Origin of the sequence: Pantoea sp. UBA4549, from assembly GCF_002387285.1 — a bacterium.
In the GTDB taxonomy this organism is placed as follows: Bacteria; Pseudomonadota; Gammaproteobacteria; order Enterobacterales; family Enterobacteriaceae; genus Pantoea; species Pantoea borealis.
The window spans coordinates 82,964-108,597 of the sequence record NZ_DGLH01000015.1; the positions used below are offsets into that span (position 1 = coordinate 82,964).

The following is a 25,634-nucleotide window of genomic DNA, read 5'->3' on the forward strand; positions in this document are numbered from 1 at the left end:
ACACAGCCTTCATTCGCAGAATGAAGCGTCTGGTGCTGCGGTACCGGGCGATATCGACCAACAACAGCGGTGCTTTATGCAAGTTTTTATCATGCGTCATGGCGATGCAGCTCTGGAAGCCGCGAGCGATTCTGCTCGTCCCCTTACGCTGTGCGGCTGTAACGAATCACGTCAGATGGCGAGCTGGCTTAACAACCAGGCGCCGGATATCGGAAGGGTGCTGGTCAGCCCTTATCTCCGTGCCGGGCAGACGCTCGCCACGGTGCGCGAGGCACTGGATTTGCCGCAAAATCAGGAAGTTCTCCCTGAACTGACGCCGGGTGGTGACCCGGGACAGGTCGCAATGCATTTGCATGCGCTGGCGCTGCAGGGGGTGAAAGCCGTGCTGGTGATTTCGCATCTGCCGCTGGTAGGATACCTGGTTTCTGAGCTGTGCCCGCAGGAAACGCCGCCTATGTTCGCTACGTCGGCTATCGCCTGTATCGATTTTAACGCTGATGAGTGCGAGGGCAAACTTTTGTGGCAGGTGAGTCCGGCCAGGCTGGCTAAAGCTATCTGATTTCCCTTCATACTTCAGGCCGCAGCAGCGTTGGCTGCGTGCTTTCACCCCGGTCACTTACTGATGTAAGCTCCCGGGGATTCATTTACTTGCCGCCTTGCTGCAACCTGTAACCTCATCTGCTAAGGCAATTCAGGCGGTTGCCACTCTTCTACCTCAATCAGCACCAGTAATGCGGCGTCGCCGCCAAACAGTTTAGGTGCCTGGTGAAAAGCCATCACATGCGGGTGCTGCGCCAGCCAAAGTGGCGTCTGCTGTTTAAGAATATGTTTTCCGTGGCCGGTCATGACGCTGGCGCAAAAAATGTGTTCGCGGCGGCAGGCGGCGATCAGCGCACCCAGCTCCTGCTTCGCCTGCATCTGCGTCAGTCCGTGCAGGTCGAGAAATATTTCCGGCGTATAGTCACCACGACGTAGCTTCTTCAGTTCATAGTGGCTGACGTCAGCGCGTACATAGCGCACCGGGCCGTCGCTGGAGAGCAGCGGCTGAAACTCGTCGGAAAAATAGTGGCTGTTGTCAGCCTGCTCGGAAAGCAGACGTTTCAGCGGCACTTCCCGGGTTTTTACCGCAGGTTTATGTACGATAGTGTCCTGTTTCAGCTTACGCGTCCCGGTCATTAACTGACGAAACAGCGCCTGATCGTCGTCGTTCAGCGGCGTCTTTTTACTCATGGCGGGAAAATTCTTTCAACGTTGCAGTTTACCGGGCTGATACCTTACCGCTAAGCGCTGACAAATGTCAGCTTTTTCGCCTCGCTGCGCTGAATTCTGGTCCGCTTCATGGCAAACTATCGGCCGATTGATTTTATGGCCTGCGGAGGGCTACGTGGACAAGATTTTCGTCGATGAGGCAGTAAACGAACTGCACACTATTCAGGATATGCTGCGCTGGGCCGTCAGCCGTTTTTCGGCGGCTGGCATCTGGTACGGCCACGGCACGGATAATCCCTGGGACGAAGCGGTCCAACTGGTTCTGCCCACGCTGTGGCTGCCGCTCGATATTCCTGAAGATATGCGCCATGCGCGCCTGACTGCCAGTGAACGGCATCGTATTGTTGAGCGGGTGATCCGCCGCGTGAATGAGCGCATTCCGGTCGCTTATCTGACCAACAAAGCCTGGTTCTGCGGACATGAGTTTTATGTTGATGAGCGAGTGCTGGTCCCGCGTTCACCGATTGGTGAGCTGATTGAAAACCGTTTTGCCGGTCTGCTCGCCAGCCAGCCACAGCATATTCTGGATATGTGCACCGGCAGCGGCTGCATCGCTATCGCCTGCGCCTATGCGTTTCCTGAAGCGGAAGTGGATGCAGTGGATATCTCCCACGATGCGCTGGCCGTGGCGGAGCAAAACATCGAAGAGCATGGCCTGCTGCATCACGTGACGCCGATTCGCGCCGATCTGTTCCGCAACCTGCCACCGGTTAAATATGACCTGATCGTCACCAATCCGCCTTACGTTGACGCGGAAGATATGGGCGATCTGCCTGGCGAATATCATCACGAACCGGAACTTGGTCTGGCAGCCGGCAGCGATGGCCTGAAGCTGGTACGCCGCATTCTCGCCTGTGCGCCTGACTATCTGAGCGAACAGGGCGTGCTGATTTGCGAAGTCGGTAACAGCATGGTGCATATGATCGAGCAATATCCTGACGTGCCGTTTACCTGGCTGGAGTTTGATAACGGTGGCGACGGCGTCTTTATGCTGACGCGCGAGCAGATCGTTGCAGCACAGCACCATTTCTCCTTTTTTAAAGATTAATTTGCGGCGCGCCTGAGCGCCCGCACTATGGCAACAAGGAGCCATCATGGCCGGAAACAGCATTGGACAACTTTTTCGCGTTACCACGTTTGGCGAGTCGCACGGTCTTGCGCTGGGCTGCATCGTTGACGGCGTGCCACCCGGTATTCCGCTGACCGAAGCCGATATCCAGCACGATCTCGACCGCCGCCGTCCCGGCACCTCGCGCTATACCACCCAGCGTCGCGAGCCGGATCAGGTGAAAATTTTGTCTGGTGTGTTTGAAGGGGTGACCACTGGCACCTCTATCGGCCTGTTAATTGAGAATACCGATCAGCGTTCGCAGGATTACGGCGCAATCAAAGATCTGTTCCGGCCTGGCCACGCGGACTACACCTACGAGCAGAAATATGGTCTGCGCGACTATCGCGGTGGCGGACGCTCCTCAGCGCGCGAAACCGCCATGCGCGTGGCCGCCGGTGCTATCGCCAAAAAATATCTGCAGCAGCAGCACGGTGTCGTGGTGCGGGGTTATCTGGCGCAGATTGGCGACGTCGCCTGTGAGCTGAAAGACTGGAGCATCGTGGAAGAGAACCCGTTTTTCTGCCCGGACGCCAGCAAGCTGGAGGCGCTGGATACGCTGATGCGTGCTCTGAAGAAAGAGGGCGACTCTATTGGCGCAAAAGTCACCGTCATGGCGGAAAACGTCCCACCAGGCCTCGGTGAGCCGGTGTTTGATCGTCTTGATGCCGATCTGGCGCATGCGCTGATGAGCATCAACGCCGTTAAAGGCGTGGAGATTGGGGATGGCTTTGCCGTCGTCAACCAGCGCGGCAGCGAACATCGCGACGAAATCCGCACAGATGGCTTTCAGAGCAACCACGCCGGCGGCATCCTCGGCGGCATCAGCAGCGGGCAGACCATCAGCGCCAATCTGGCGATGAAACCGACCTCCAGCATTACCGTACCGGGTAACACCATCACCCGCACGGGCGAGGAGGTGGAGATGATCACCAAAGGGCGGCACGATCCCTGCGTGGGCATTCGCGCCGTACCCATTGCGGAAGCGATGATGGCGATAGTGCTGATGGATCACCTGTTACGCCAGCGCGGGCAAAACGCTGACGTTAACAGCAGCGTGCCGCGCTGGTGAGCCTGATGATGCGCCGCGCTCTGCTCACTCTCGCCGCGCTGCTGGGTAGCGCGGTCGCCGTTGCCGCCACGCCGTGGCAGCAGATCCAGCACCCGGTTTCCGGGGCGCCGCAGTCGATTGGCGGCTTCGCCAATGGCTGTATCATTGGCGCACAGGCGCTGCCGCTTGACGCACCGGCCTATCAGGTCATGCGTCAGGACCAGCGCCGCTACTACGGCCATCCCGATTTGATCGCCTTTATTCAGCGCCTCAGCACTCAGACCCGTCAGCTGCAGCTGGGGCAGGTGCTGATTGGCGATATGGGAATGGCGGCCGGTGGACGTTTCAGCAGTGGCCACGCCAGTCATCAGACCGGACTGGATGTGGACATCTGGCTGCAGCTGCCAAAGAGCCGCTGGAGCGCGCAGCAGCTGCTGAAGCCGCAGCCGCTGGATCTGGTGGCGCCGGATGATAAACAGGTGATCGCCCGCCACTGGCAGCCGCAGATCGACAGCCTGATCAAGCTGGCCGCGAAAGACAGCGACGTCACGCGGATTTTTGTGAATCCGGCGATCAAAAAGCAGCTGTGCGCCGATGCCGGCAGCGATCGCGCGTGGCTGCATAAAGTACGTCCGTGGTTTGCGCATCGGGCGCATATGCATGTGCGCCTGCGCTGTCCGGCCGGCAGCCTGGAATGTGAAGATCAGCCGCCGCCGCCACCGGGAGACGGTTGCGGAGCGGAGCTGGAGAGCTGGTTTCTGCCGAAAAAGCCCGGCAGCACGCCGCCGGTAAAAAAAGCACCGCCGCCGCTGCCGCCATCCTGCCAGGCGCTGCTGGATAACCACCGGCTCTGAATACGTCTTCCGGCGCGCAATGGCCATCGCCCCGCGCCGGGCTTGTCTGCTACCTGCTGCGAGAAGTGAAATGGACCTTTTTATCGTCAGCCCGCTTATCCTTGGCGTACTGTTTTTTGTCGCCATACTGGCCGCCTTTATTGACTCAATAGCCGGTGGCGGCGGGTTGCTGACCGTTCCTTCGCTGCTGGCGGCCGGGCTGTCACCGGCGCAGGCGCTTGCCACTAATAAGCTGCAGTCGGTCGGCGGCTCTTTCTCTGCCAGTCTCTATTTTGTCCGTCGTGGCGCCGTAAACCTGCGTGCCCAGCGGCTGAACATTGCGATGACGTTTCTCGGTGCGGTCGGCGGCACGCTGCTGATCCAGCATATCCAGGCCGATATCCTGCGGCAGATCCTGCCGCTGCTGCTTATCGCCATTGGGCTCTGGTTCCTGCTCATGCCGCGTCTGGGAGAAGTGGATCGCGAACATCGTCTGCAGGGCGTGGCGTTTGCGCTGGTGGGCGGCGGCTGTGTGGGCTTCTATGATGGCTTCTTCGGCCCGGGGGCCGGATCCTTTTACGCACTCGCCTTTGTTACGCTATGCGGTTTCAACCTCGCTAAAGCAACGGCGCATGCCAAGGTACTGAATTTCACCTCCAATTTTGCCAGCCTGCTGTTCTTTATGTTTGGCGGCAAGCTGGTGTGGGGAACCGGCGTGGTGATGCTGCTCGGCGCATTTATCGGGGCACGGCTTGGTGCCCGGCTGGTGCTGAGCCGCGGTCAGCGGCTGATCCGCCCGATGGTCGTGACCGTTTCTGCGGTCATGAGCGCCAAACTGCTGTGGGACAGCCACGGGGCCGACATACTGGCCTGGTTTGCAGCAGGATAAACCCGACTCGTCAAATCGCGCCGCCGGTGCGACAATGGCGCCAGATGATTAACTGACAGATGACTATGCCGACAGAACACCACTATCAGCAGCTGATCGACATCTTCGACGGCTGCTTTGCTGAGACTTTTAAGACACGTCTAATTAAAGGGGATGACGAACCAATTTATCTTCCGGCAGATGCGGAATCATCCTGGCATCGCGTGGTTTTTGCGCATGGATTCTACGCCAGCGCGCTGCATGAAATTTCGCACTGGTGTATTGCGGGCGACGCACGGCGTCAGCAGGTTGATTTTGGCTACTGGTACTGCCCTGACGGGCGCGATGCGCAAACGCAGAGCCAGTTTGAAGCGGTCGAAATAAAACCGCAGGCGCTGGAGTGGTTGTTCTGCGTCGCGGCGGACTTTCCCTTTAATGTCAGCTGTGACAATCTCGAGGGCGATTGTGAACCCGATCGCATTGCGTTTCAGCGCAGAGTCCATGCCCAGGTTATGCACTACCTGGAGCAGGGGATCCCGGCTCGCCCGGCTCAGTTTATTGCGGCGCTGAACCGCTATTATGGTACGCCAGCGCTCACTGCAGCGCAGTTTCCGTGGCCGGAAACGCTTTAATTCGCCTGCTTAACATGAAAGGAATGAGAGATGATCGTAGAATTTGAGTCCCGCATTCTGGCGCTGATTGACGATATGGTCGACCACGCCAGTGATGATGAACTGTTTGCCAGCGGTTATCTGCGCGGCCATCTGACGCTGGCGGTCGCGGAAATTGAGCAGAGCGGTGAACATACGCCGGAAGCGCTGCAGATTGTCGTGTCCAGAAGCCTGCAGAATGCTATCGCCGCAGGTGAACTCTCACCGCGCGATCAGGCGCTGGTGGTCGGCATGTGGGATAATCTGTTTAGCCAGGCACGTCAGACCGCCTGATACGCGGGGCGACCGTTCGCCCCGGCTGTCAGCGTCCCGCCTTTTTTCCCTTCAGCAATTTACGCACCCAGTAGCGGTTTGGATTCAGCGCCGCCAGCGTTGGTGCGTCCAGCGGCTGCGGCTCACCGCTCATTTGCGCTGCCAGCACTTCAGCTGCCAGCGGCGCGCTGCAGAGTCCGCGCGATCCCAGCGCGCCCAGCACGAACAGCCCGTGATAGTGCGGTGCTTCAGCTATCTTCTCTCCGCGGGCGCGCTGTCCCGGCAGGTCAGCATACTGCGCCAGCGTGGCAGCGTAATCCGGCAGGCTGCCGCTCATCGGCAGATGATCGCGCGTGGCGCAGCGCACGCCGACCCGCGCCTCGTTATGACTGAGATCAATCTCATGTGGCCAGGCTGCCTGCGGCAGACACGCAATCAGACGCTGCCGGTTGCTCTGCTGGTCATCGGCACGAAAAGCGGTTGCGGTGTCACCCCGGTGATAGCTGGCACCAATGCAGTGCGTGCCAAACGTCGGGCTGACGGGCGTCAGATAGCCATCGTAACAAAGTACGCTCTGCAGCGTTGCCAGCGTTGCTGACGAGGGCGCATGGCTTACCTGACCTGCGACCGGGTAGACCGGCAGATCCTGACTCTGTTCCAGCGTCCGCAGCGCATGCCCGTTGGCCAGTACGACATTCTGATGCTGCACATCGGCCTGAGCGGAAAAGTGCAGCGTCCAGCCGGGTTCATGCGACGTCAGCTGTGTAACCCGGTGCAGCCAGTGCAGGCGCAGGCCCTGCGTCTGAGCCTGCTCCAGCAGGTTGCTGGTAAGCTGAGAAGGGGAGATCCATCCGCCACGCGGGTAACAGATGCCACCCATGCCCAGCGTGACACCCGCCAGCTGTTCCGCTTCAGCCGGTGATACGCCGTAAGCGATATCCGGCGGCAGCGACAGGGACAGCATCTGCGCAATTTTATCTGCGCTTTTTTCATCCCACGCCAGCTGCAGCACGCCGCACCAGCTGTGTTCAGCGCTGGCCGGCAGGCTATCGTAGAGGCGACGCGCGAAGCTGAAAGCGGCAGGGAAAAACTGCGCCAGCGCAGGGTCGTGCTGATTCAGTAAGGGATAGAGCGCCGCCTGACGATTGCCGGATGCGCCCAGCGCCGGGGCCTCATCGGCGCAGTAGAGCGTGACGCGCCAGCCGCGGCGCAGCAAGGCCAGCGCCAGTAACGCACTGGCGACGCCGCCGCCAATAATGGCGACATCCTGGCCTGCTGCTTCAGGCCGCGCATACCACGGCTGCGCGGATGGCAGCGCCACGGCATGCGCCAGCGTACCGGTAAGCATTTCACGCTTATGCGCAAAACCTTTGCGTTTGCTGACGGTGAATCCCGCGTCCTGCAGTCCACGCCGGACAAAACCCGCAGCGGTAAAGGTTGCCAGCGTTCCCCCGGCACGCGCCAGCCGCGCCAGAGCGCTGAACAGCGCCGGAGTCCACATATCCGGGTTTTTAGACGGCGCAAACCCGTCCAGGAACCAGGCGTCAACCTGACCCTGCAGGCTCTCATCAAACTCTGTTATCAGCGTATTAATGTCGCCAAACCAGAGGTCAAGCGTCACCCGTCCACCGTCAAACAGCAGCCGCTGACAGCCCGGCAGCGCTGCTGGCCACTGCAGCTGCAGCTGGGTCGCCCACGGTGCCAGCTCCGGCCAGCGGGCCTGCGCCGCGGTGAGGTCTGCCTGCGTCAGCGGATACTTTTCACAGCTGATAAAGTGCAGACGCTGCAGCGCAGCCGCAGGCTGCTGCGCACGAAACTGATCGAAGGCCTGCCATAACGTGAGAAAGTTCAGACCGGTGCCAAAGCCGCTCTCCGCCACAATAAACAGATCGCGCGTATGCGTGCTGAAACGCTGCGGCAGCTGATTACCGCCGAGGAACACATAGCGGGTCTCTTCCAGTCCATTATCGTTAGAGAAATAGACATCATCGAACGCTCGGGAAACAGGTGTACCCTGATCGTTCCAGGTTAATTGCGCATGTTCAACCGGGGATAATTTCACGGGAAAGGCTCATTTTTCAGGCAGTGGCGCGATTTTAGCGAGTGGCGTCACATGACGCAAATTTACAAAAGGAAATGGCTGATCGGACTTGTTCGGCGTACAACTGTACGCTAGAGTGCACGTCAATCCAAAAAGATGTGGAATGAGGACTATTGAATGAAACGTGCAGTGATTACTGGCCTGGGTATCGTTTCCAGCATTGGTAATAACCAGCAGGAAGTGCTGGCTTCTCTGCGTGAAGGCCGTTCCGGTATCACTTTCTCTGAAGAGATGAAAGAAGCCGGCATGCGCAGCCACGTGTGGGGCAACGTCAAACTGGATACCAACGGGCTCATCGATCGCAAAATCGTGCGTTTCATGAGTGACGCCTCTATTTACGCTTATCTTTCTATGGCGGAAGCAGTTAAAGATTCAGGCCTGACTGATGAGCAGTATCAGAACAACCCGCGCGTGGGTCTGATCGCTGGCTCCGGCGGTGGTTCACCGCGCTATCAGGTATTTGGTGCTGACGCTATGCGTGGCCCGCGTGGGCTGAAAGGCGTGGGCCCTTATGTGGTGACCAAAGCCATGGCTTCAGGCGTGTCTGCCTGCCTCGCGACCCCGTTTAAAATTCACGGTGTGAACTACTCAATCAGCTCTGCCTGCGCCACCTCGGCACACTGCATCGGCAACGCCGTTGAGCAGATTCAGCTGGGCAAGCAGGATGTGGTTTTTGCCGGCGGCGGTGAAGAGCTGACCTGGGAAATGTCCTGCGAGTTTGACGCAATGGGCGCACTCTCTACCAAATACAACGACGCACCTGAGAAAGCATCACGCACCTATGATGCGAACCGTGACGGTTTTGTTATCGCCGGCGGCGGTGGCATGGTGGTGGTTGAAGAGCTGGAGCACGCGCTGGCACGTGGTGCACATATCTATGCTGAGATTGTCGGTTACGGTGCAACGTCTGACGGTGCTGACATGGTTGCGCCATCCGGTGAAGGCGCAGTGCGTTGCATGAAGATGGCGATGCAGGGCCTTGATGCGCCGATCGACTATCTGAATACGCACGGCACTTCCACGCCGGTTGGCGATGTGAAAGAGCTGGGCGCCATTCGCGAAGTGTTTGGTGACAACACGCCATACATTTCAGCAACCAAAGCCATGACCGGCCACTCCCTGGGTGCGGCGGGCGTGCAGGAAGCGATCTACACCCTGCTGATGCTGGAGCACAGCTTTATCGCGCCGAGTATCAACATTGACGATCTGGATGACGCCGCTGCAGGCATGAACATCGTGACGCAGCCAACGGAAAAAGCGCTGACCACGGTCATGTCCAACAGCTTCGGCTTTGGCGGTACCAACGCCACGCTGACCATGCGTAAATATCAGGGCTGATTTGCCCGCGTCCCGTCCGCTGACGGGACATCACAGGCTGCCGGCATGGCAGCCTGCCTCTCTTTGCTCAGCCTGAGCCGCTTTGACAACCCCGCTTTGACCTGCATACACTCCTGTTTTCCCCCATAATTTTCGTGCGCTATTGTTGCTGACAGGGAGTGCGCAAACATGACTGTTCACGCTAACGCGTCCGTATTACCGCTCGCCTGTACCTCATTTGCCGTGTTCCTCAGCTATCTGACTGCCGGACTGGCACTGCCGGTGATCCCGCTGTATGTGCATCAGGAGCTTGGCATGAGCAACCTGATGGTAGGCATTGCAACAGGCAGCCAGTTTTTTGCCACATTGCTGACGCGCAGTTTTGCCGGCCGGCGCGCGGATCAGCAGGGTGCGCGCGCCACCACCCGCTACGGTATGCTGACGATTGCGCTGACAGGGGCGGCCTATGCTGCCGCCGTGCTGCTGCCGGTCGCGCCTGGCATACGCTTTGTGTTGCTGGTACTGGCGCGTCTGCTGCTGGGCGTGGGTGAAAGCCTGCTGCTTACCGGTAATCTGACATGGGGGCTGGGACTGGCGGGGGCCAGGCACTCGGGTCGGGTGATGTCCTGGAACGGAATGGCAATCTACGGTGCACTGGCGGCAGGCGCTCCGCTGGGCGTGCTGATGTATCAGCATGGCGGGCTGCTGGCTATCAGCGGTGCGGCGCTGCTGCTGCCGCTGCTGGCCCTGATGGTTAACGGCTGGGTCCGTGCGGTGCCGGTCGCCAGCGGCATGCGGCCGGCGCTGTGGAGCGTTATCAGCGCTATTTTTTCACCGGGGCTGGTGCTGGCGCTGCAGGGCGCCGGTTTTGCGGTGATCGGGACGTTTACCTCCCTCTATTTTGCAGCCCAGGCGTGGGGGCACGCCGGCTTTGCCCTTACCGCATTTGGCTGCGCTTTTACCGGAGTACGTATCCTCTTTGGTCATCTGCCGGATCGTTATGGCGGGATCCGGGTGGCGCTGGCGTCACTGCTGGTGGAGGCGCTGGGCCTGCTGCTGCTTGCCTTTGCCACCTCAGGCTGGCTGGCGCTGGCAGGGGCGGCGCTGACCGGCTGCGGCTGCTCGCTGATATTTCCGGCGCTGGGGGTTGAAGTGGTGCGTCGCGTCGCCCCGCAGGTACGCGGCACCGCGCTGGGCGCATTCTCTGCTTTTCAGGATATCGCCTATGCCATCAGCGGCCCGCTAACCGGCCTGCTGGCGACGGCGTCGGGCTATGGCGCTGTCTATCTCGCCGGCGCGCTCTGCGCCGTGGCCGGTTCCTTGATTACCGGGTGCTGCGCGCGCCGCGTGCCAGCAGCATAACCAGCGTGTCGCAGGCGCTGGCGATCTCAGCCGGCGTCAGCGCTGCGAAACCGAGCAGCCAGCCAGGCTGCGGCGCAGCCGCATGGTATAGCGGTGAGAGGCGCGGCAGCAGCAGACCTGCAGCCTCAGCCTGCTGCGTCAGCGCGGCCTCATTGCCCTGCAGTAGCGCGACAGTCAGTTGCAGACCACCGTTTGCCGGGAACGGCCGCAGCCACGGCTGCATACGGGTGCAAATCTCGTCCAGAAGCCGGTCGCGCCGGTAGTGATAGAGCTGACGCATCAGACGCAGATGGCTGGCAAAATGGCCCTGCTGCATAAATTCAGCGGTGATAGCCTGAGGCAGCAGCGCGCTGTGACCATCCAGCACGCTGCGCGCCCGGCCCAGCGGCTCAGTCAGCTGCGGCGGCACTACCATCCACGCCAGGCGCAGGGAAGGAAACAGGGTTTTGGAAAAGGTTCCCAGCGAGATCACTCTGCTGTCACGCGCCATGCCCTGCAACGCCGGCGCAGGTCGTTCACCGTAATGAAATTCGCTGTCGTAATCGTCTTCAATCAGCCAGCTGTTATGCTGCTGCGCCCATGCCAGCCACTCCAGCCGTCGCGGCAGGCTCATTGCTATACCGGTTGGATAGTGATGCCCCGGCGTCAGGTAAACCAGCCGGGCGCGACCGGAGAAGGGGATCGCGCCGTTTTCATCCAGCGGCATCGCCCGGCAGTGCGCGCCTGCGGCAAGAAAGGCGTTACGTGCCCCCGGATAGCCAGGATCCTCCAGCCAGACTTCATCGTCCGGATCCAGCAGCAGCAGCGCCAGCAGCTGCAGCGCCTGCTGAGAACTGGTCAGGATGATGACCTGTTCCGGGCGACAGCGCATACCGCGTGACAGACTCAGATACTCCGAGACCGCCTCACGCAACGGCAGGTAGCCGAGCGGATCGCCGTAGCCCATTACGCGGCTGCCGAGCCGGCGCTGTACGCTGCTGCTGATGCGCCGCCACTGGGCGTGCGGGAAAGCCCGCAAATCGGGCGATCCGGCGGCAAACGCCGCAGGGAAGGGTGGATCCTGACAGCCGCCGGTCGCCAGCAGCTGCAGGCCACGCTGCGAGAAGTGCGGCGCCTGACGGGTTGATTGCGCTTCTGACGGCATAGCCAGCGTAATCGCGACGAAAGTACCGCGTCCGGTGTGGCGCTGCAGATAGCCCTCGCTCTCCAGCTGCGCGTAGGCCGCTTCCGTGGTGACGCGCGCGACTGAGAGCTCTGCGGCCAGCTGACGGCTGGAGGGCAGCTTCTCACCGTGGCGCAGCTGGCCGCTGATTATCGCCTGACGCAGAGCGCGGCAGAGGCGCTCGCGTCGTCCTCCCTGCACCTGCTGCTGAAAAAGCGCGATCAGTTCCTGATACATAATGGTCTTATCACTCTGACAGAAAGGGTCTCATGGCAGAGGCCAATTTGCCGTAAAGTAGGGGCAAATCGCAACAGGAGAAGAGTATGTCCGCTGTATTACACTATCCCGCCGCCCGTGCGGAAGAGAGTTACGCGTATCTGCAGCATAAGCTGCGCTATTATACCGATGCCTGGGATCTGGCAGAGGATCTGGCACGCGGCGAGGCTGCCATTGTTGTTTTTGATGCCCGCAGCCCTGAACACTATGCTGCAGGACATATCTGCGGCGCGCATTCGTTTCCCCACCGTACCATCAGCGCACACAGCACGGCGGCGCTCGATCGCAGCAAGGTCTATATCACCTACTGTGACGGCATTGGCTGCAATGGCTCAACCAAAGCGGCACTGAAACTGGCAGCGCTGGGATTTCAGGTTAAAGAGCTGATTGGCGGGCTGGATTTCTGGAAGCGCGACGGACATCTGCTGGCAGGGGGAACCGCCGCGGGAGAGTGGCCACAGCACGGTGCTGCGGCCGGGTGCGGCTGCTGACTCAGGCCAGCAGCCAGAGCAGAAACAGCACCACACCCACCGCGATGATCAGCGACAGCGCCGGGCGCTGCGCCAGCGGGCGCGGCAGAATCTCTGTAAACGGCGCCCATATAGGCTGTGGCTGGCGCGCACTGTCAGCCAGCGGCAGCGTATCACCGCGCTCAGCCCGGCGGCTGAAAAGCTGATTCAGCAGGTCCTGACACTGCGTCGCGGTCAGCACGGTTTGTGGCGTCGCCTGAAAACGCTGCTGGCTGTAATCCTGCAGCAGCTGCTGTTCATCACGGCTCAGCGGCTGCTTCAGCGAGCTTTCCAGCAGCTGCAGCGTGGGGGCGCTGTGCTGCCCCAGCGTCTGGCGCACCTGCAGATACTGCGTCAGCAGCGGAAAGTGCCGCGACGGCACCGGATCGCCGCTTTTAAGATTCACCAGTTTCAGCGCGTCGGTCAGCAGTTTTACCGGCGACTCGCCGGTTGTGGCCGCCAGCCGCGTCACCTGCTGGTTCAGCGCCTGCTGCTCCGCCGGCAGCAATGTCCGATCGGTACTGCGGCTCTGCTGCGGCTGCGGGATCGCCATCTGACCGTTCTGCAGCATGGTCAGAACCTGCCGCAGCTGATCCTGGCTCAGTGCACTTAACACCGTCTGATTAAACTGCTGGCGTATAAAGTCGCTTACCGCCTGACGGTTATTGCCCTGCGGCAGCTTATCCTGCAGCTGCTGAAGCAGCTGGCGCGTGGCGTGACTGTCCTGCACCTGGCTCAGACGACGGTTGAGGTGCTGTTCAGCGGCCGGAAAATGGCGCGACTGAAAGTCAGCATCGCTCTTCACGCCCACTTCGTGGCGTACGCCAGCCCACAGCTCAGGCGCTTTCAGGGTGCTGAGAGACATAATGCGTACAATAAGCCGTTCCAGCGTAGTGCGCTGCGCCGGAGAGAGAGGCTGTTCGCCGGCCGGACCACCGGGGCGAGCCGGGCCGGAAGCACCGGTAAGCGCAGAACGATCGCCCGCGGGCACACCGGGACCGCTGAGAGGTTGCATGGCGGAATCCTTGAAAAACGAGTCAGATCCGGGTGCGCCGGAAAAAGAGGCGCATATGATAGCAAAAGCCCCCGGGAAATCCACGGGGGCTGATATCAGAAAAGCAATAACATCCGGATTTATTCTGCTTCCGCCGCTCTGAAGCGGCTGCGCCGCCAGCGTTTCCAGACGAATGGCACAACCAGCACCGCGATGGCCAGCACCAGCAGCACTTTGCAGATCAGGCTCTCCCACAAAATCGGCAGATTACCGTTACTGATCGAGAGCGCACGACGCAGGTTCTGCTCCAGCATTTCACCCAGTACAAAGCCGAGGATCAGCGGCGACATCGGGAAATCCATCTTGCGCAGGATATAGCCGAAGATGCCCAGTCCCACCATCAGCAGCAGGTCAAACGTGGTGCTGTGTACCGCATACACGCCGACAGCGGAAATAGCAGCGATAGTTGGCACCAGAAACCAGAGCGGAATGGTCAGCATGCGGGCAAAGATATTGATCATCGGGATATTCATGATCAGCAGCATCACGTTGCCGATCAGCAGTGCGGCAATCAGGCCCCAGACAATGTCAGGCTGTTCGATAAACATCGCCGGGCCTGGCGTGATGTTATAGAGCGTCAGCGCGCCCACCATCACCGCCGTGGTGCCGGAACCCGGAATGCCCAGCGTCAGCATCGGAATAAATGAGCCACACGCCGAGGCATTATTTGCTGCTTCCGGTGCTGCCACGCCGCGAATATCCCCCTTGCCGAACTGGTCACTGCCGCTGATCTTCTTCTCCGTCATATAGGCGATAGCGCTGGCGATAGTGGCACCCGCACCCGGCAGCACGCCAACGAAAAAGCCCAGAAAGGAGGAGCGCAGCGTGGCGCCGGTTGCCTGGGCCGCTTCTTTCATATTGAACATCATGCGGCCGCTGGCGCGTGCGACTTTCTTGCCCCCGCTGGTGGACTCCAGCATCAGCAGAATTTCGCTGACCGAGAACAGGCCAATCACCACCACTACAAACTGAATGCCGTCGGAAAGGTGAATGCTGTCGAAGGTAAAACGATAAACACCGGTATTCGCATCGACGCCCACGGTAGCCATGCTCAGACCGATCAGGGCGGCCAGGAACGATTTCAGCGGGTTGTGGCTCATCATGCTGCCGAGGCAGGCGATGGCAAACACCATCAGGGCAAAATATTCCGCCGGACCAAATGCCAGCGACCAGTTTGCCAGAATCGGGGCAAACAGAATGATGCCGAGAATCGCGATGGTGGAGCCGACAAACGAGCTGACGGCGGAGATAGAGAGCGCTACGCCCGCTTTACCCTGCTGCGCCATCGGATAGCCATCCAGTGCGGTCATGATAGCACCTGCGTCACCCGGCACATTCAGCAGAATTGAAGAGATACGTCCGCCATATTCACAGCCGATATAGACAGTAGCCAGCAGGATCAGCGCTGATTCAGCCGGCAGGTGCAGAGCAAAGGCCAGCGGCATCAGGATCGCCACGCCGTTAATCGGGCCCAGCCCCGGCAGTAAGCCGACAATGGTGCCGATAAAGCAGCCGATCAGGGCGATCATCAGGTTCTCCGGCGTCATAGCGACGGCGAAGCCCTGCATCAGAAAAGACCAGGTATCCATTATTGACTCCTGTTAACTCAGCCAGCTGCCCATCGGCAGCGTTACGTCAAGCAGCCGGTCGAAGGCGTAAAACAGCGCCACGCCCATCACCACGCCAGAGATCGCCGCCGCCCACCAGCGCGCACCAAACAGCAGGCCGATACCCAAGGTCAGCAGGGTCGTGCAGAGCGGAAAGCCCAGATGTTCGAACTGCCAGCCATACGCCATCAGCAGAATGCACAGGACAATCAGTTTTTTAAACGTGGTGGCTGAGGGCCACTGTATGACATCAGGCTTGCGCAGCAGCATCATGACGGCGCAGATCGCCATCAGCCCGAGCAGCAGCAGCGGGAAAGGGCGCGGACCGACCGGCTCATAGCTATATTCACTCTGGATCTGCCAGCCGATAAACAGGCCGGCAATACAGAGCGCCAGCCAGATGGCGGCAAAAATACGATCGCTCATTATCGCCTCCGCTATTTCGCCAGCCCGAACGATTTCGCTTTTTCACGATAGTCAGCGACCTGTTTTTTCACGTAAGCATCCAGCTCGCTGCCAAACATGTTGAATTCAAACAGGCCACGCGCGTCGCGCTGCTGCTGAAACTCTTTGGTGGCAACCAGTTTTTTAAACGAATCTTCCCACCACTGGTACTCCGCATCGCTGACTTTAGGACCCAGGTAATAACCCCGGATCACCGGCCATTCAACGTTAAAGCCCTGCTCTTTAGCGGTGGGGATATCGGCCAGATTTCCCGGCAGACGTTTGTCGCTCATCACCGCCAGCACGCGCATTTTGCCGCCCTGCAGGTGTGGCACCATTTCACTCATATCACCGGATACCACCTGAATATGGTTGCCAAGCAGCGCGGTCACCGGCTCGCCGCCACCTTCAAAGGCGACATAGCGCATTTTGCGCGGATCGATACCGGCTTCACGCGCCAGCAGCGCGGTTTTCATCCAGTCCTGACTGCCGATGGAGGCGCCGGCGCCTACGACGACTTTATTAGGATCGTTTTTCATCGCCTCCATCAGCTCGCCCAGCGTTTTCCACGGTGCGTCGGCGCGTACCGCCACCATGCCGTAGTCAGTGCCGACGGCGGCCAGCCACTTCACGTCGTCCACGGAATAGCGGCCAAATTTGCCCTGTGACAGATTAAGCAGCGACCCGCCGGAGAAGGCTACCAGCGTACCCGCTTCGGCCGGGCGCTGCGCAATGATGGCGTTATAGGCCACTGCGCCGACGCCGCCTGGCATGTAGGTTACGCGCATGGGCGAGGTGAGCTGGCCGGTCTCCTGCATGGAGACCTGGATCAGCTTACAGGTCAGGTCAAAGCCGCCGCCGGGTTTGGCCGGGGCGATACACTCGGTGCGCTGTGGTACCTCTGCCAGCGCAGAGGTTACTGAAAAAGCCAGCAGGGATGAGGCGAGGACGAGAAGGCCTGTTTTTTTCATGGTTCGCTCCAGTCATTCTTCCAGATTGTGATTGCTACCGAACATTTTCGGTTGCTGAATTGTTAAAGGAGCAACCTTTCATTTACCTTTCAGCTATCAGCAAAAATGACAGGATGTGATATGCGTCTCTTACTGGTGGAAGACACCACTGAACTGGCCTCATGGCTGCAAAAGGCGCTCACGCAAAAAGGGTTTGCTGTCGACTGGGTCGCGGACGGGCTGGCCGCCGATCATATATTGCAAAGTGAGGACTACGCGCTGGTGGTGCTGGATGTGTCACTGCCACGGCTGGATGGCCTGGCAGTACTGGCCCGGCTGCGCAAACGCGGACAGAACGTGCCGGTGCTGCTGCTGACGGCACAAAGTACGCTGGCGCAGCGGGTACAGGGCTTAAACGGCGGTGCCGACGACTACCTGACCAAGCCGTTTGAGCTGGATGAGCTGGATGCGCGGCTGCGCGCGCTGCTGCGACGCAGCCACGGGCAGACGGCGCAGACGCAGCGGCTCGGACAGCTGGAACGCGATAGCGAAGGTTACTTCCTGCTGAACCAGAAGCCGCTGTCGCTGACGCCGCGCGAATCGAGCGTGCTCTCGACGCTGATGCAGCGGCCGGGGCGACCGGTATCGCGTCAGCACCTCTATGAGCAGACGTTTACCCTGGCCGATGACGCCAGCCCGGAGAGCATTGAGCTTTATGTGCATCGGGTGCGCAAAAAGCTCTCCGGCAGCGACGTGGTGATTGTGACCCTGCGCGGGCTCGGCTACAGCCTGGAGCAGCAGCCGTGCGACTGATGCACTCGCTGCGCGGTGAACTGCTGCTGTGGCTGGGCGTACCGCTGCTGCTGCTGTGGGCGCTCTCGGTCTATACCCATTATCAGAGCGCGCTGCAGGCAGCAAACCAGGCCTACGACCGTTCACTGCTGGCGTCAGCCCGTACCGTGGCGGAAAGGCTGGTGGTACGTCAGCGCCATCTGGAGGTTGATGTGCCCTGGGTAGTGCTGGACAGTTTTGAGCGTAATATGAACGACCAGCTCTTCTATCAGGTTATTTCCCCGCAGGGAAATACGCTCTCCGGCTATCCCGATCTGCCGCTGCTGCCGCGTAACGCGCCACTCTCTGATGCATACCCGGCGCTGGTGCATTTTTATGATGCGCATTACCGCAGGCAGCCGATTCGGGTGGCGGCGCTATGGCAGCCGGTGAATGAAGAGGGGGTAGAAGGCATGGCGCTGGTGCTGGTGGCGGAAACGCTGAACTCCCGGCACGCCTTTGCCGACAGTCTGCTGCGTACGGCGCTGATCAGCCAGAGTTTCCTGGTGCTGATCACGCTGCTGCTGGCGGGGATGCTGCTGCGCCGGGTGCTGCGGCCGCTGCGCCGGCTGTCGCGGATTATGCTGCGCCGTGCGCCAGGAGAGCTGACGCCCTTGCCGTCGCTGGTGCCCTGGTCAGAGCTGCAGCCGCTGATTGTGGCATTTAACCGGCATCTGGAGCGGCTGCGCGGGCTGCTGGCGCGGCAGGAGCGCTTCAGCGCCGATGTGTCGCACCAGCTGCGTACGCCGCTGACCATTCTGAAAACCCAGGTCAGCGTGGCGCTCAGCAGTGACGATCCGCAGCAGTGGCGTGAGAGCCTGCAGGGCATGCGCCACACGCTGAACGATACCGTAGAGCTGACTGACCGGCTGCTGCAGCTGGCGCAGATCAAGGCGCGCCACGGCGAAGATAAACCCTTTACCCGCGTTGATCTCAGTCAGATTGTGCAGCAGGCGTGCCTGAGCGGCTATACCGCCGCGCGGCACAAGCAGATTGATTTAGGTTTCGAGGGCGAAGAGGCGTGTCGCGTACAGGGAGACGCACTGCTGCTGGCTGAACTGTGCGCCAACCTGCTGGATAATGCGATTAAATATACGCCGGCGCAGGGAACGGTAACGGCGCGGCTGCAGAAACATCAGCTGGAGATTGAAGACAGCGGCCCCGGTATAGACGCTGCGCAGCAGCAGCAGGCGCTCCAGCCGTTTGCACGTCTCGATCCCAGCGGGCAGCCTGGTGCGGGTATCGGGCTGGCGCTGGTGAAAGATATCTGCGCCTGGCACGGCGCGCGGCTGCGTCTCGATCGCAGCCCGCAGCTGGGCGGACTGCGGGTCACCGTCAGCTTTCCCTGATGGCCGGCTGGCGCAGCGGCGTCTTCAGCCGCTGCGCCAGGATCACGCCGGTAAGCGTAATACCGCCGCCAATCCAGTGATAGCTGTGCAGCTGCTCATGCAGAAACAGCACCGCAATAAGCGCTGTAAATACCGGCACCACGTTCATAAAGATACTGGTGGTGCTGGCACCCAGCCGCTGCACGCCAAGGATCCACAAAAAGGGCGCCACGATCGAGGCAAACAGCCCGGCAAACAGCACCAGCGGCAGGTTCTGCTGCGTCAGCGCGACCTCCGGCGCGAGCAGAAAGCCCGGCAGCAGCAGCACAACACCGAAGAAAATCTGCACATAGAGGCTTTGCCAGGTGGGGAGCGGGATCGCCCAGCGTTTGGTCAGTACGCCATAGAGTGCATAAGAGGTGGAGGCCGCCAGCATCATGACTTCGCCATTGCCGGGTCGCTGCGCCAGCAGCTGGGCCGGATTGCCGGCGCTGACCAGCCAGACCAGCCCGATAAATGAGAGAATCCCGCCCAGCAGAATACCGCGCGTGGGAGCCAGACGCAGCACCAGCAGGCTGAGCAGAATCGTCAGCAGCGGAATGGTGGCCCCCAGTATGCCCATCATCACCGCCGACACGCTGTGTGCCGCATAGTAGGCAAGGCTCTGGTAGAGCACCATGCCAAGCAGCCCCAGCAGCAGCAGCTGACCGAGGTGACTTTTTATTGTGCGCCGGTGCCGCCATACGCCGGGCAGGCAGAACGGGGTCAGCACCAGCAGCGCCAGCAGCCAGCGATAAAAAGAGATCGCAGCAGGATCGATAGCGTCAGCCGAGAGTTTGCTGACAATGGTGTTGATCGACCAGATCAGCACCGCAATGAGCGGGAACAGCAGGTTCATAACAGGCTCCGTAAAAATGTGCCGCCAGCATACGTTTGACCGGTTTAAAACAGATAGTTAAAATCGGACAAAATTTGTTAATGACCGGACAGAATGACTATTCAGGTTGCCTATTGCCCGCCGGCTGACGCCCCGCGCATTTTTATGCGTTATGAGCAGACGCATGCGCGCACCGAATATCTGCCGCATCAGCATGCGTGGGGGCAGGCAATTTTTGTCACCCGTCATGTACTGGAGCTGGATATTGAAGGGGAACGTTTGCTGGCACCGGCTGAGATGCCGGTATGGATCCCCCCTGGCCAGCGTCACAGCAGCTATAACCACTGTCAGGCACAGTTTCGCACCCTGAATCTGGCGGCAGAACTCTGTAACGGCCTGCCGGATCGCCCCTGCCTGCTGACGGCAGATGCCATTACGCACGCCATTATGAATGAGTTTGCGCAGCGCGCGCTGGCGCAGCCGCAGAGCGAGGCGGAGTGGCGCCTGTGTGACGTGCTGCTGGATCGTCTGCGCCAGGCACCCGTGCATACCAGCTATCTGCCCGCCTCAGAGGATAAATTTCTTGCACCGGTGCTGCGTGCGCTGGAGGCAAATCCCGGCGATAACACCACGCTGGCGCAGTGGGCGCAGCGCGTGTTTACCACCGAACGCACGCTGGCGCGACGCTGTCAGCAGCAGCTGAAAATGTCCTTTAGCGAGTGGCGGCAGCGGCTGCGTTTCCTGCGCACGCTTGCGCTGCTGGAGCAGGGCATGAGCGTACAGGCTATCGCCCATGAACTCGGCTATAGCTCTGCCTCAGCGCTGATTGTCATGTTTCAGCAGCAGTCAGGCACCTCTCCGGAACGTTATCGCAGCCGGTTAGGCTAACCGGCGGCTTTGTGGCACACTAGCCGGCGTTCATTTCCCGCAGACAGGACTTCCGCCGTGAAAATTCTCGTTGATGAAAACATGCCCTATGCCCGTGAACTCTTCAGCCGTACCGGTGAGGTGGTTGCCGTACCGGGCCGTCCGCTGCCGGAAGCGGAACTGCGTGATGCCAGCGCGCTGATGGTGCGTTCAGTGACCCCGGTTAGCGCGGCGCTGCTGGCGGACACGCCGGTAAAATTTGTCGGTACCGCCACCGCGGGCACCGATCACGTGGATCAGGCCTCGCTACAGGCAGCCGGCATCGGCTTCTCTGCCGCACCAGGCTGCAACGCTATCGCCGTGGTGGAATATGTCTTCTCTGCGCTGCTGCTGCTGGCTGAACGTGACGGCTTTGCGCTGCGCGATCGCACCGTGGGCATCGTGGGCGTCGGTAACGTCGGCAGCCGTCTGCAGGCGCGCCTGGAAGCCTGGGGCGTTAAAACGCTGCTGTGCGATCCGCCCCGTGCCGATCGTGGCGATACCGGGCCGTTTCATACGCTGGAAACGCTGGTGGCACAGGCGGATATCCTGACTTTTCATACGCCGCTGAATAAAGAAGGGCGCTATAAAAGCTGGCACCTGGCGGATGCGGCGCTGCTGATGGCGCTGCGGCCCGATACCATTCTGATTAACGCCTGCCGCGGTCCGGTGGTTGACAACGCTGCGCTGCTGGAAGTGCTGAAAATGCGTGGCGATCTGCGCGTGGTACTGGATGTATGGGAGCCGGAACCCGATCTCAGTCTCGATTTACTGGCGCGCGTGGATATCGCCACCGCCCATATCGCAGGCTACACGCTGGAGGGCAAAGCGCGTGGCACGACGCAGGTCTTTGAAGCCTGGAGCGCGTTTATCGGCCAGCCGCAGCAGGTGGCGCTGGAGAGTCTGCTGCCGCCGCCGGAGTTCAGCAGCATCACGCTGCACGGTGAACTCGATCAGGCAACGCTGAAACGACTGGCACACCTGGTGTATGATGTGCGCCGCGACGACGCGCCGCTGCGTAAAGCAGCAGGCCAGCCGGGCGAGTTTGACCGGCTGCGCCGGCAGTATGAAGAGCGCCGTGAGTGGTCTTCGCTGCAGGTGATCTGCGACAACGCTGCCAGCGCCAGCATGCTGAAGCAGCTGGGCTTTCGCGTCAGCCTGCAGGGGCAGCCATCCTCTCTCCCGGAATGATGCGCCACGGCGCACAGCGGGAACGAATCTGAATTATGAGGCGGTATCATTACCGCCTTCTGTTTTTATGTCATTGTCTGGAGTAAACCAACATGTCTGACGGCTGGAATATTGCGCTACTGGGCGCAACAGGCGCCACAGGAAACGCTGTACTGGAACTGCTGGCGGAACGCCAGTTCCCGGTTGGTGAGATCCATCTGCTGGCAAGCGAAAACAGCGCGGGTGAAACACTGCGTTTTGCCGGCCGTTCGGTGCGCGTACAGGATGCGGCTGAGTTCGACTGGACCCAGGCGCAGCTGGCGTTTTTCACTGCCGGTCGCGAGGCGTCAGCCCGCTACGCAGAAGAGGCGGCGAGCCAGGGATGCCTGGTGATCGACAGCAGCGATCTGTTCGCGCTGGAGCCGGATGTGCCGCTGGTGGTACCGGATGTGAACCCGCAGGTACTGGCGGACTACCGTAACCGTAATATCATCAGCGTGGCAGATGCGCTGGTAAGCCAGCTGTTATGCGCCATCAAGCCACTGGTTGAAACCGCCGGGCTGAGCCGCATTCAGGTAACAAACCTGCTGTCGGTATCCAGCCAGGGCAAAGCTGCCGTGGATGGACTGGCAGGCGAGAGTGCGCGCCTGCTGAATGGCATTCCGCCTGACGAACACTATTTTGGCCGTCAGCTAGCATTTAACCTGCTGCCGCAGCAGGCGGACAGCAGCGGCAGCGTGGCAAGTGAACGTCGCGTCGTGGAGCAGGTGCGTAAAGTACTGCAGGATGAGGGACTGCCGATTGCCGTCAGCAGCGTGCAGGCGCCGGTGTTTTACGGCAATGCGCAAATCGTCTATCTGGAAAATCTGCGTCCGCTTTCTGCCGAAGAGGCGCGTGATGAACTGGCGCGTGCGGAAGATATCAGCCTGAGCGAAGAGGGGGATTACCCGACGCAGGTTGGTGATGCCTCCGGTAATGAAGTGCTGAGCATTGGCAGCCTGCGCAACGACTACGGCATTCCGGAGCTGCTGCAGTTCTGGTCGGTGGCGGATAACGTACGCTTTGGCGGCGCGCTGATGGCAGTGAAAACGGCGGAGAAGCTGGTGCAGGAGTATTTCTACTGATGCAGGCGGAGGCGACAACCCTGAAGCTGGCGCTGGGCATTGAGTATGACGGCAGCCGCTACTATGGCTGGCAGCGGCAAAATGAAGTACGCAGCGTGCAGGAGAAGCTGGAGAAAGCGCTGGCGAAAGTAGCGAACCATGACGTCAGCGTTTTTTGTGCCGGGCGTACCGACGCAGGCGTACACGGCACCGGTCAGGTAGTGCATTTTGAAACCACTTCACGGCGCGCTGACAGCGCCTGGACGCTGGGGGTCAATGCCAATCTGCCGGATGATATCGCCGTACGCTGGGTAAAAGCGGTGCCGGAGAGCTTTCACGCGCGCTTCAGCGCGACCGCGCGACGCTACCGCTATGTGATTTATAACCAGCGGCTGCGCCCGGCTATTCTCGGCAACGGGCTGACGCACTACTACCATCCGCTTGATGCAGAGAAGATGCAGCGTGCCGGCCAGCATCTGCTGGGCGAGAATGATTTTACCTCGTTTCGTGCTGTGCAGTGTCAGTCGCGCACGCCGTGGCGCAACGTGATGCATCTGAACGTGACGCGGCAGGGCGCGTTTGTCATTGTCGATATTAAAGCTAATGCTTTTGTGCACCATATGGTGCGTAACATCGTTGGCAGCCTGATAGAAGTCGGCAACGGCAATCAGCCGGAGAGCTGGATAGCAGATCTGCTGGCGGCGAAAGATCGCACGCTGGCAGCGGCAACCGCCAAAGCAGAAGGGTTATATCTGGTAGCGGTGGATTACCCATCGCATTTTGCGTTACCACAGCCTGCGCCGGGACCACTATTCCTCGCAGATTAATTTTTAACCATAGGGTGTCAGGGAGTTAGCTGGTATGGAGTTTATCCATTTTGTTGTCGATTTTATTCTGCACATTGATGTGCACCTGGCCGAACTGGTGGCGCAGTATGGCATCTGGATCTACGCCATCCTGTTCCTGATCCTGTTTTGCGAGACCGGCCTGGTGGTGACGCCATTTCTGCCGGGTGATTCGCTGCTGTTTGTGGCAGGCGCACTTGCTGCACTACCGGGCAACGATTTAAACGTGCATCTGATGGTCACGCTGCTGGTTATCGCCGCCATTCTCGGCGATGCGGTGAACTACACCATTGGCCGTCTGTTCGGTGAGAAACTCTTCAGTAATCCGCAATCAAAAATCTTCCGCCGCAGCTATCTTGATAAAACCCATGCGTTCTACGATCGTCACGGCGGCAAAACCATTATACTTGCGCGCTTTGTGCCAATCGTGCGAACCTTTGCCCCCTTCGTGGCGGGTATGGGGCACATGTCCTATCGCCACTTTGCGCTCTTCAACGTCACGGGCGCGCTGTTATGGGTGCTGCTGTTCTCCTATGCCGGCTATCTGTTTGGCGATCTGCCGGTGGTACAGGAGAATCTCAAACTGCTGATTGTCGGCATTATCGTGGTATCGGTACTGCCAGGCGTGATTGAAGTATGGCGCCATCGCCGTCAGGCGCGTCAGCAGAAATCGCAGTAAGCGCGCCACCATATTTTTATCCACAGCGTGAACAGGTTGTGGTTTAATGAGCGACATTTACGGCCTGCTGAAGGTGATTTCAGCAGTAACGAAAAGACTGGACCAGGTCAGCATTAAACAGAAAGGTCATCAATGAGCTGGATTGAACGCATACTGAATAAAAGCACCACGACGCCTACGCGCAAAGCCAGCATCCCGGAAGGGGTGTGGACCAAGTGCGACAGCTGTGGTCAGGTGCTCTACCGCGCCGAGCTGGAGCGCAACCTTGAGGTCTGCCCGAAGTGCGACCACCACATGCGTATGCATGCGCGCGAGCGTCTGCATAGCCTGATGGATGAAGGATCGATGGTTGAGCTGGGAAGCGAACTGGAGCCAAAAGATCTGCTCAAGTTTCGCGACTCCAAAAAGTATAAGGATCGTCTGGTAGCGGCCCAGAAAGACACCGGCGAAAAAGATGCGCTGATCGTCATGAAAGGCCAGCTGCACGGCATGCCGGTTGTTGCAGCAGCATTTGAGTTTGCCTTTATGGGCGGCTCAATGGGCTCGGTAGTGGGCGCACGCTTTGTGCGTGCCGTAGAGCAGGCGCTGGAAGATAACTGCCCGCTGATCTGCTTCTCTGCCAGCGGCGGAGCGCGTATGCAGGAAGCGCTGCAGTCACTGATGCAGATGGCAAAAACCAGCGCGGCGCTGGCGAAAATGCAGGAACGCGGTCTGCCTTATATCTCCGTGCTGACCGATCCGACCATGGGCGGCGTCTCTGCCAGCTTTGCGATGCTGGGCGATCTCAACGTGGCAGAACCAAAAGCGCTAATCGGTTTTGCCGGTCCACGCGTGATTGAGCAGACGGTACGTGAAAAGCTGCCGCCGGGCTTCCAGCGCAGTGAATTTCTGATTGAAAAAGGCGCGATCGACATGATCATCCGTCGTCCGGAAATGCGCTTTAAGCTGGCCAGCCTGCTGGCAAAAATGATGAACCTGCCGGCTCCGCAGCTGGATGGCGAACCGCCAGTGGTGGTGGAACCAGAAAGCAACGACGCCTGACAGGCAACCGAAAGGCGCAG

At 59.9% G+C, this 25,634-nt stretch carries 26 protein-coding genes; 18 read left to right on the plus strand and 8 right to left on the minus strand.

The window, feature by feature from the left end:
• The first annotated feature begins 76 nt into the window (after positions 1 to 76).
• Positions 77 to 559, plus strand: coding sequence for a phosphohistidine phosphatase SixA (gene sixA / locus B3041_RS14460; protein WP_065648797.1), 483 nt, complete (start codon positions 77 to 79; stop codon positions 557 to 559).
• 122 nt (positions 560 to 681) lie between these two features.
• On the opposite strand, the gene smrB is transcribed toward sixA, so the two are convergent.
• Complete coding sequence (smrB, locus tag B3041_RS14465; protein ID WP_065648798.1) at positions 682 to 1,230, minus strand: endonuclease SmrB; 549 nt, start codon at positions 1,228 to 1,230, stop codon at positions 682 to 684.
• 154 nt (positions 1,231 to 1,384) lie between these two features.
• Here smrB and prmB point away from each other — a divergent pair, with 154 nt between their 5' ends.
• The 6 genes from prmB to B3041_RS14495 all read left to right on the plus strand — a co-directional run bounded on the left by prmB (position 1,385) and on the right by B3041_RS14495 (position 6,073).
• Complete coding sequence (gene prmB / locus B3041_RS14470; protein WP_065648799.1) at positions 1,385 to 2,317, plus strand: 50S ribosomal protein L3 N(5)-glutamine methyltransferase; 933 nt, start codon at positions 1,385 to 1,387, stop codon at positions 2,315 to 2,317.
• A 46-nt stretch (positions 2,318 to 2,363) separates the two neighbouring features.
• The gene (gene aroC, locus B3041_RS14475) at positions 2,364 to 3,449 is read left to right on the plus strand and encodes a chorismate synthase (protein ID WP_065648800.1); all 1,086 of its coding nucleotides are present in this window, start codon (positions 2,364 to 2,366) and stop codon (positions 3,447 to 3,449) included.
• An 8-nt stretch (positions 3,450 to 3,457) separates the two neighbouring features.
• Complete coding sequence (mepA, locus tag B3041_RS14480) at positions 3,458 to 4,282, plus strand: penicillin-insensitive murein endopeptidase (protein ID WP_292976571.1); 825 nt, start codon at positions 3,458 to 3,460, stop codon at positions 4,280 to 4,282.
• A gap of 70 nt (positions 4,283 to 4,352) precedes the next feature.
• Positions 4,353 to 5,150, plus strand: a complete 798-nt coding sequence (locus tag B3041_RS14485; protein WP_292976170.1) for a sulfite exporter TauE/SafE family protein — start codon at positions 4,353 to 4,355, stop codon at positions 5,148 to 5,150.
• Positions 5,151 to 5,215: 65 nt separating this feature from the next.
• Positions 5,216 to 5,761 (plus strand): elongation factor P hydroxylase, encoded by a 546-nt coding sequence (locus tag B3041_RS14490; RefSeq protein WP_292976574.1) that lies wholly within the window; start codon positions 5,216 to 5,218, stop codon positions 5,759 to 5,761.
• Between the two features lie 30 nt (positions 5,762 to 5,791).
• Positions 5,792 to 6,073, plus strand: a complete 282-nt coding sequence (locus B3041_RS14495; RefSeq protein WP_039379145.1) for a YfcL family protein — start codon at positions 5,792 to 5,794, stop codon at positions 6,071 to 6,073.
• A gap of 28 nt (positions 6,074 to 6,101) precedes the next feature.
• Here B3041_RS14495 and mnmC read toward each other — a convergent pair whose 3' ends face one another.
• Positions 6,102 to 8,114 carry a bifunctional tRNA (5-methylaminomethyl-2-thiouridine)(34)-methyltransferase MnmD/FAD-dependent 5-carboxymethylaminomethyl-2-thiouridine(34) oxidoreductase MnmC gene (gene mnmC / locus B3041_RS14500; RefSeq protein WP_292976178.1) on the minus strand — a complete coding sequence of 671 codons (2,013 nt, stop codon included), beginning with the start codon at positions 8,112 to 8,114 and terminating at the stop codon, positions 6,102 to 6,104.
• Positions 8,115 to 8,270: 156 nt separating this feature from the next.
• On the opposite strand from mnmC, the gene fabB reads away from it, so the two are divergent.
• Both fabB and B3041_RS14510 read left to right on the plus strand, forming a co-directional pair.
• A complete protein-coding gene (gene fabB, locus B3041_RS14505; protein WP_065648804.1) occupies positions 8,271 to 9,491 on the plus strand; it encodes a beta-ketoacyl-ACP synthase I in 1,221 nt (406 codons plus the stop codon).
• A 168-nt stretch (positions 9,492 to 9,659) separates the two neighbouring features.
• The gene (locus tag B3041_RS14510; RefSeq protein ID WP_292976182.1) at positions 9,660 to 10,832 is read left to right on the plus strand and encodes an arabinose transporter; all 1,173 of its coding nucleotides are present in this window, start codon (positions 9,660 to 9,662) and stop codon (positions 10,830 to 10,832) included.
• Here the strand turns inward: B3041_RS14510 and B3041_RS14515 are convergent.
• Entirely contained in the window at positions 10,795 to 12,231 is a 1,437-nt protein-coding gene (locus tag B3041_RS14515; protein ID WP_065648807.1) for a PLP-dependent aminotransferase family protein, read from the minus strand. The two genes, B3041_RS14510 and B3041_RS14515, sit on opposite strands and share 38 nt — an antisense overlap.
• 86 nt (positions 12,232 to 12,317) lie before the next feature.
• Here B3041_RS14515 and B3041_RS14520 point away from each other — a divergent pair, with 86 nt between their 5' ends.
• The gene (locus B3041_RS14520) at positions 12,318 to 12,761 is read left to right on the plus strand and encodes a rhodanese-like domain-containing protein (protein ID WP_292976186.1); all 444 of its coding nucleotides are present in this window, start codon (positions 12,318 to 12,320) and stop codon (positions 12,759 to 12,761) included.
• Position 12,762: 1 nt separating this feature from the next.
• On the opposite strand, the gene flk is transcribed toward B3041_RS14520, so the two are convergent.
• From flk to B3041_RS14540, 4 genes are all read right to left on the minus strand, one after another.
• A complete protein-coding gene (gene flk, locus B3041_RS14525; RefSeq protein ID WP_292976189.1) occupies positions 12,763 to 13,794 on the minus strand; it encodes a flagella biosynthesis regulator Flk in 1,032 nt (343 codons plus the stop codon).
• Between the two features lie 119 nt (positions 13,795 to 13,913).
• Complete coding sequence (locus B3041_RS14530; protein WP_065648810.1) at positions 13,914 to 15,422, minus strand: tripartite tricarboxylate transporter permease; 1,509 nt, start codon at positions 15,420 to 15,422, stop codon at positions 13,914 to 13,916.
• Positions 15,423 to 15,434: 12 nt separating this feature from the next.
• Entirely contained in the window at positions 15,435 to 15,866 is a 432-nt protein-coding gene (locus B3041_RS14535; protein ID WP_292976192.1) for a tripartite tricarboxylate transporter TctB family protein, read from the minus strand.
• Positions 15,867 to 15,877: 11 nt separating this feature from the next.
• A complete protein-coding gene (locus B3041_RS14540) occupies positions 15,878 to 16,855 on the minus strand; it encodes a Bug family tripartite tricarboxylate transporter substrate binding protein (RefSeq protein ID WP_039379130.1) in 978 nt (325 codons plus the stop codon).
• Positions 16,856 to 16,975: 120 nt separating this feature from the next.
• Here B3041_RS14540 and tctD point away from each other — a divergent pair, with 120 nt between their 5' ends.
• Positions 16,976 to 17,647 carry a transcriptional regulator TctD gene (tctD, locus tag B3041_RS14545; RefSeq protein ID WP_065648811.1) on the plus strand — a complete coding sequence of 224 codons (672 nt, stop codon included), beginning with the start codon at positions 16,976 to 16,978 and terminating at the stop codon, positions 17,645 to 17,647.
• Positions 17,638 to 19,014, plus strand: a complete 1,377-nt coding sequence (locus B3041_RS14550) for a sensor histidine kinase (RefSeq protein WP_292976197.1) — start codon at positions 17,638 to 17,640, stop codon at positions 19,012 to 19,014. The genes tctD and B3041_RS14550 overlap by 10 nt, the downstream gene beginning before the upstream one ends.
• Here the strand turns inward: B3041_RS14550 and B3041_RS14555 are convergent.
• A complete protein-coding gene (locus tag B3041_RS14555; protein WP_292976200.1) occupies positions 19,001 to 19,891 on the minus strand; it encodes a DMT family transporter in 891 nt (296 codons plus the stop codon). The genes B3041_RS14550 and B3041_RS14555 overlap by 14 nt on opposite strands.
• 93 nt (positions 19,892 to 19,984) lie before the next feature.
• Here B3041_RS14555 and B3041_RS14560 point away from each other — a divergent pair, with 93 nt between their 5' ends.
• The 6 genes from B3041_RS14560 to accD all read left to right on the plus strand — a co-directional run bounded on the left by B3041_RS14560 (position 19,985) and on the right by accD (position 25,614).
• Positions 19,985 to 20,758 carry an AraC family transcriptional regulator gene (locus B3041_RS14560; RefSeq protein ID WP_292976203.1) on the plus strand — a complete coding sequence of 258 codons (774 nt, stop codon included), beginning with the start codon at positions 19,985 to 19,987 and terminating at the stop codon, positions 20,756 to 20,758.
• A gap of 57 nt (positions 20,759 to 20,815) precedes the next feature.
• A complete protein-coding gene (gene pdxB / locus B3041_RS14565) occupies positions 20,816 to 21,967 on the plus strand; it encodes a 4-phosphoerythronate dehydrogenase PdxB (RefSeq protein ID WP_292976206.1) in 1,152 nt (383 codons plus the stop codon).
• Between the two features lie 92 nt (positions 21,968 to 22,059).
• Positions 22,060 to 23,070, plus strand: a complete 1,011-nt coding sequence (locus B3041_RS14570; RefSeq protein WP_065648816.1) for an aspartate-semialdehyde dehydrogenase — start codon at positions 22,060 to 22,062, stop codon at positions 23,068 to 23,070.
• Positions 23,070 to 23,876 (plus strand): tRNA pseudouridine(38-40) synthase TruA, encoded by an 807-nt coding sequence (truA, locus tag B3041_RS14575; protein ID WP_292976209.1) that lies wholly within the window; start codon positions 23,070 to 23,072, stop codon positions 23,874 to 23,876. Before B3041_RS14570 ends, truA begins: the two co-directional genes overlap by 1 nt.
• A 34-nt stretch (positions 23,877 to 23,910) precedes the next feature.
• On the plus strand, positions 23,911 to 24,573 hold the full coding sequence (locus tag B3041_RS14580; RefSeq protein WP_065648818.1) for a DedA family protein: 663 nt from the start codon (positions 23,911 to 23,913) through the stop codon (positions 24,571 to 24,573).
• Between the two features lie 132 nt (positions 24,574 to 24,705).
• Positions 24,706 to 25,614 carry an acetyl-CoA carboxylase, carboxyltransferase subunit beta gene (gene accD, locus B3041_RS14585; RefSeq protein ID WP_039379111.1) on the plus strand — a complete coding sequence of 303 codons (909 nt, stop codon included), beginning with the start codon at positions 24,706 to 24,708 and terminating at the stop codon, positions 25,612 to 25,614.
• The last annotated feature ends 20 nt before the right edge of the window (positions 25,615 to 25,634 follow it).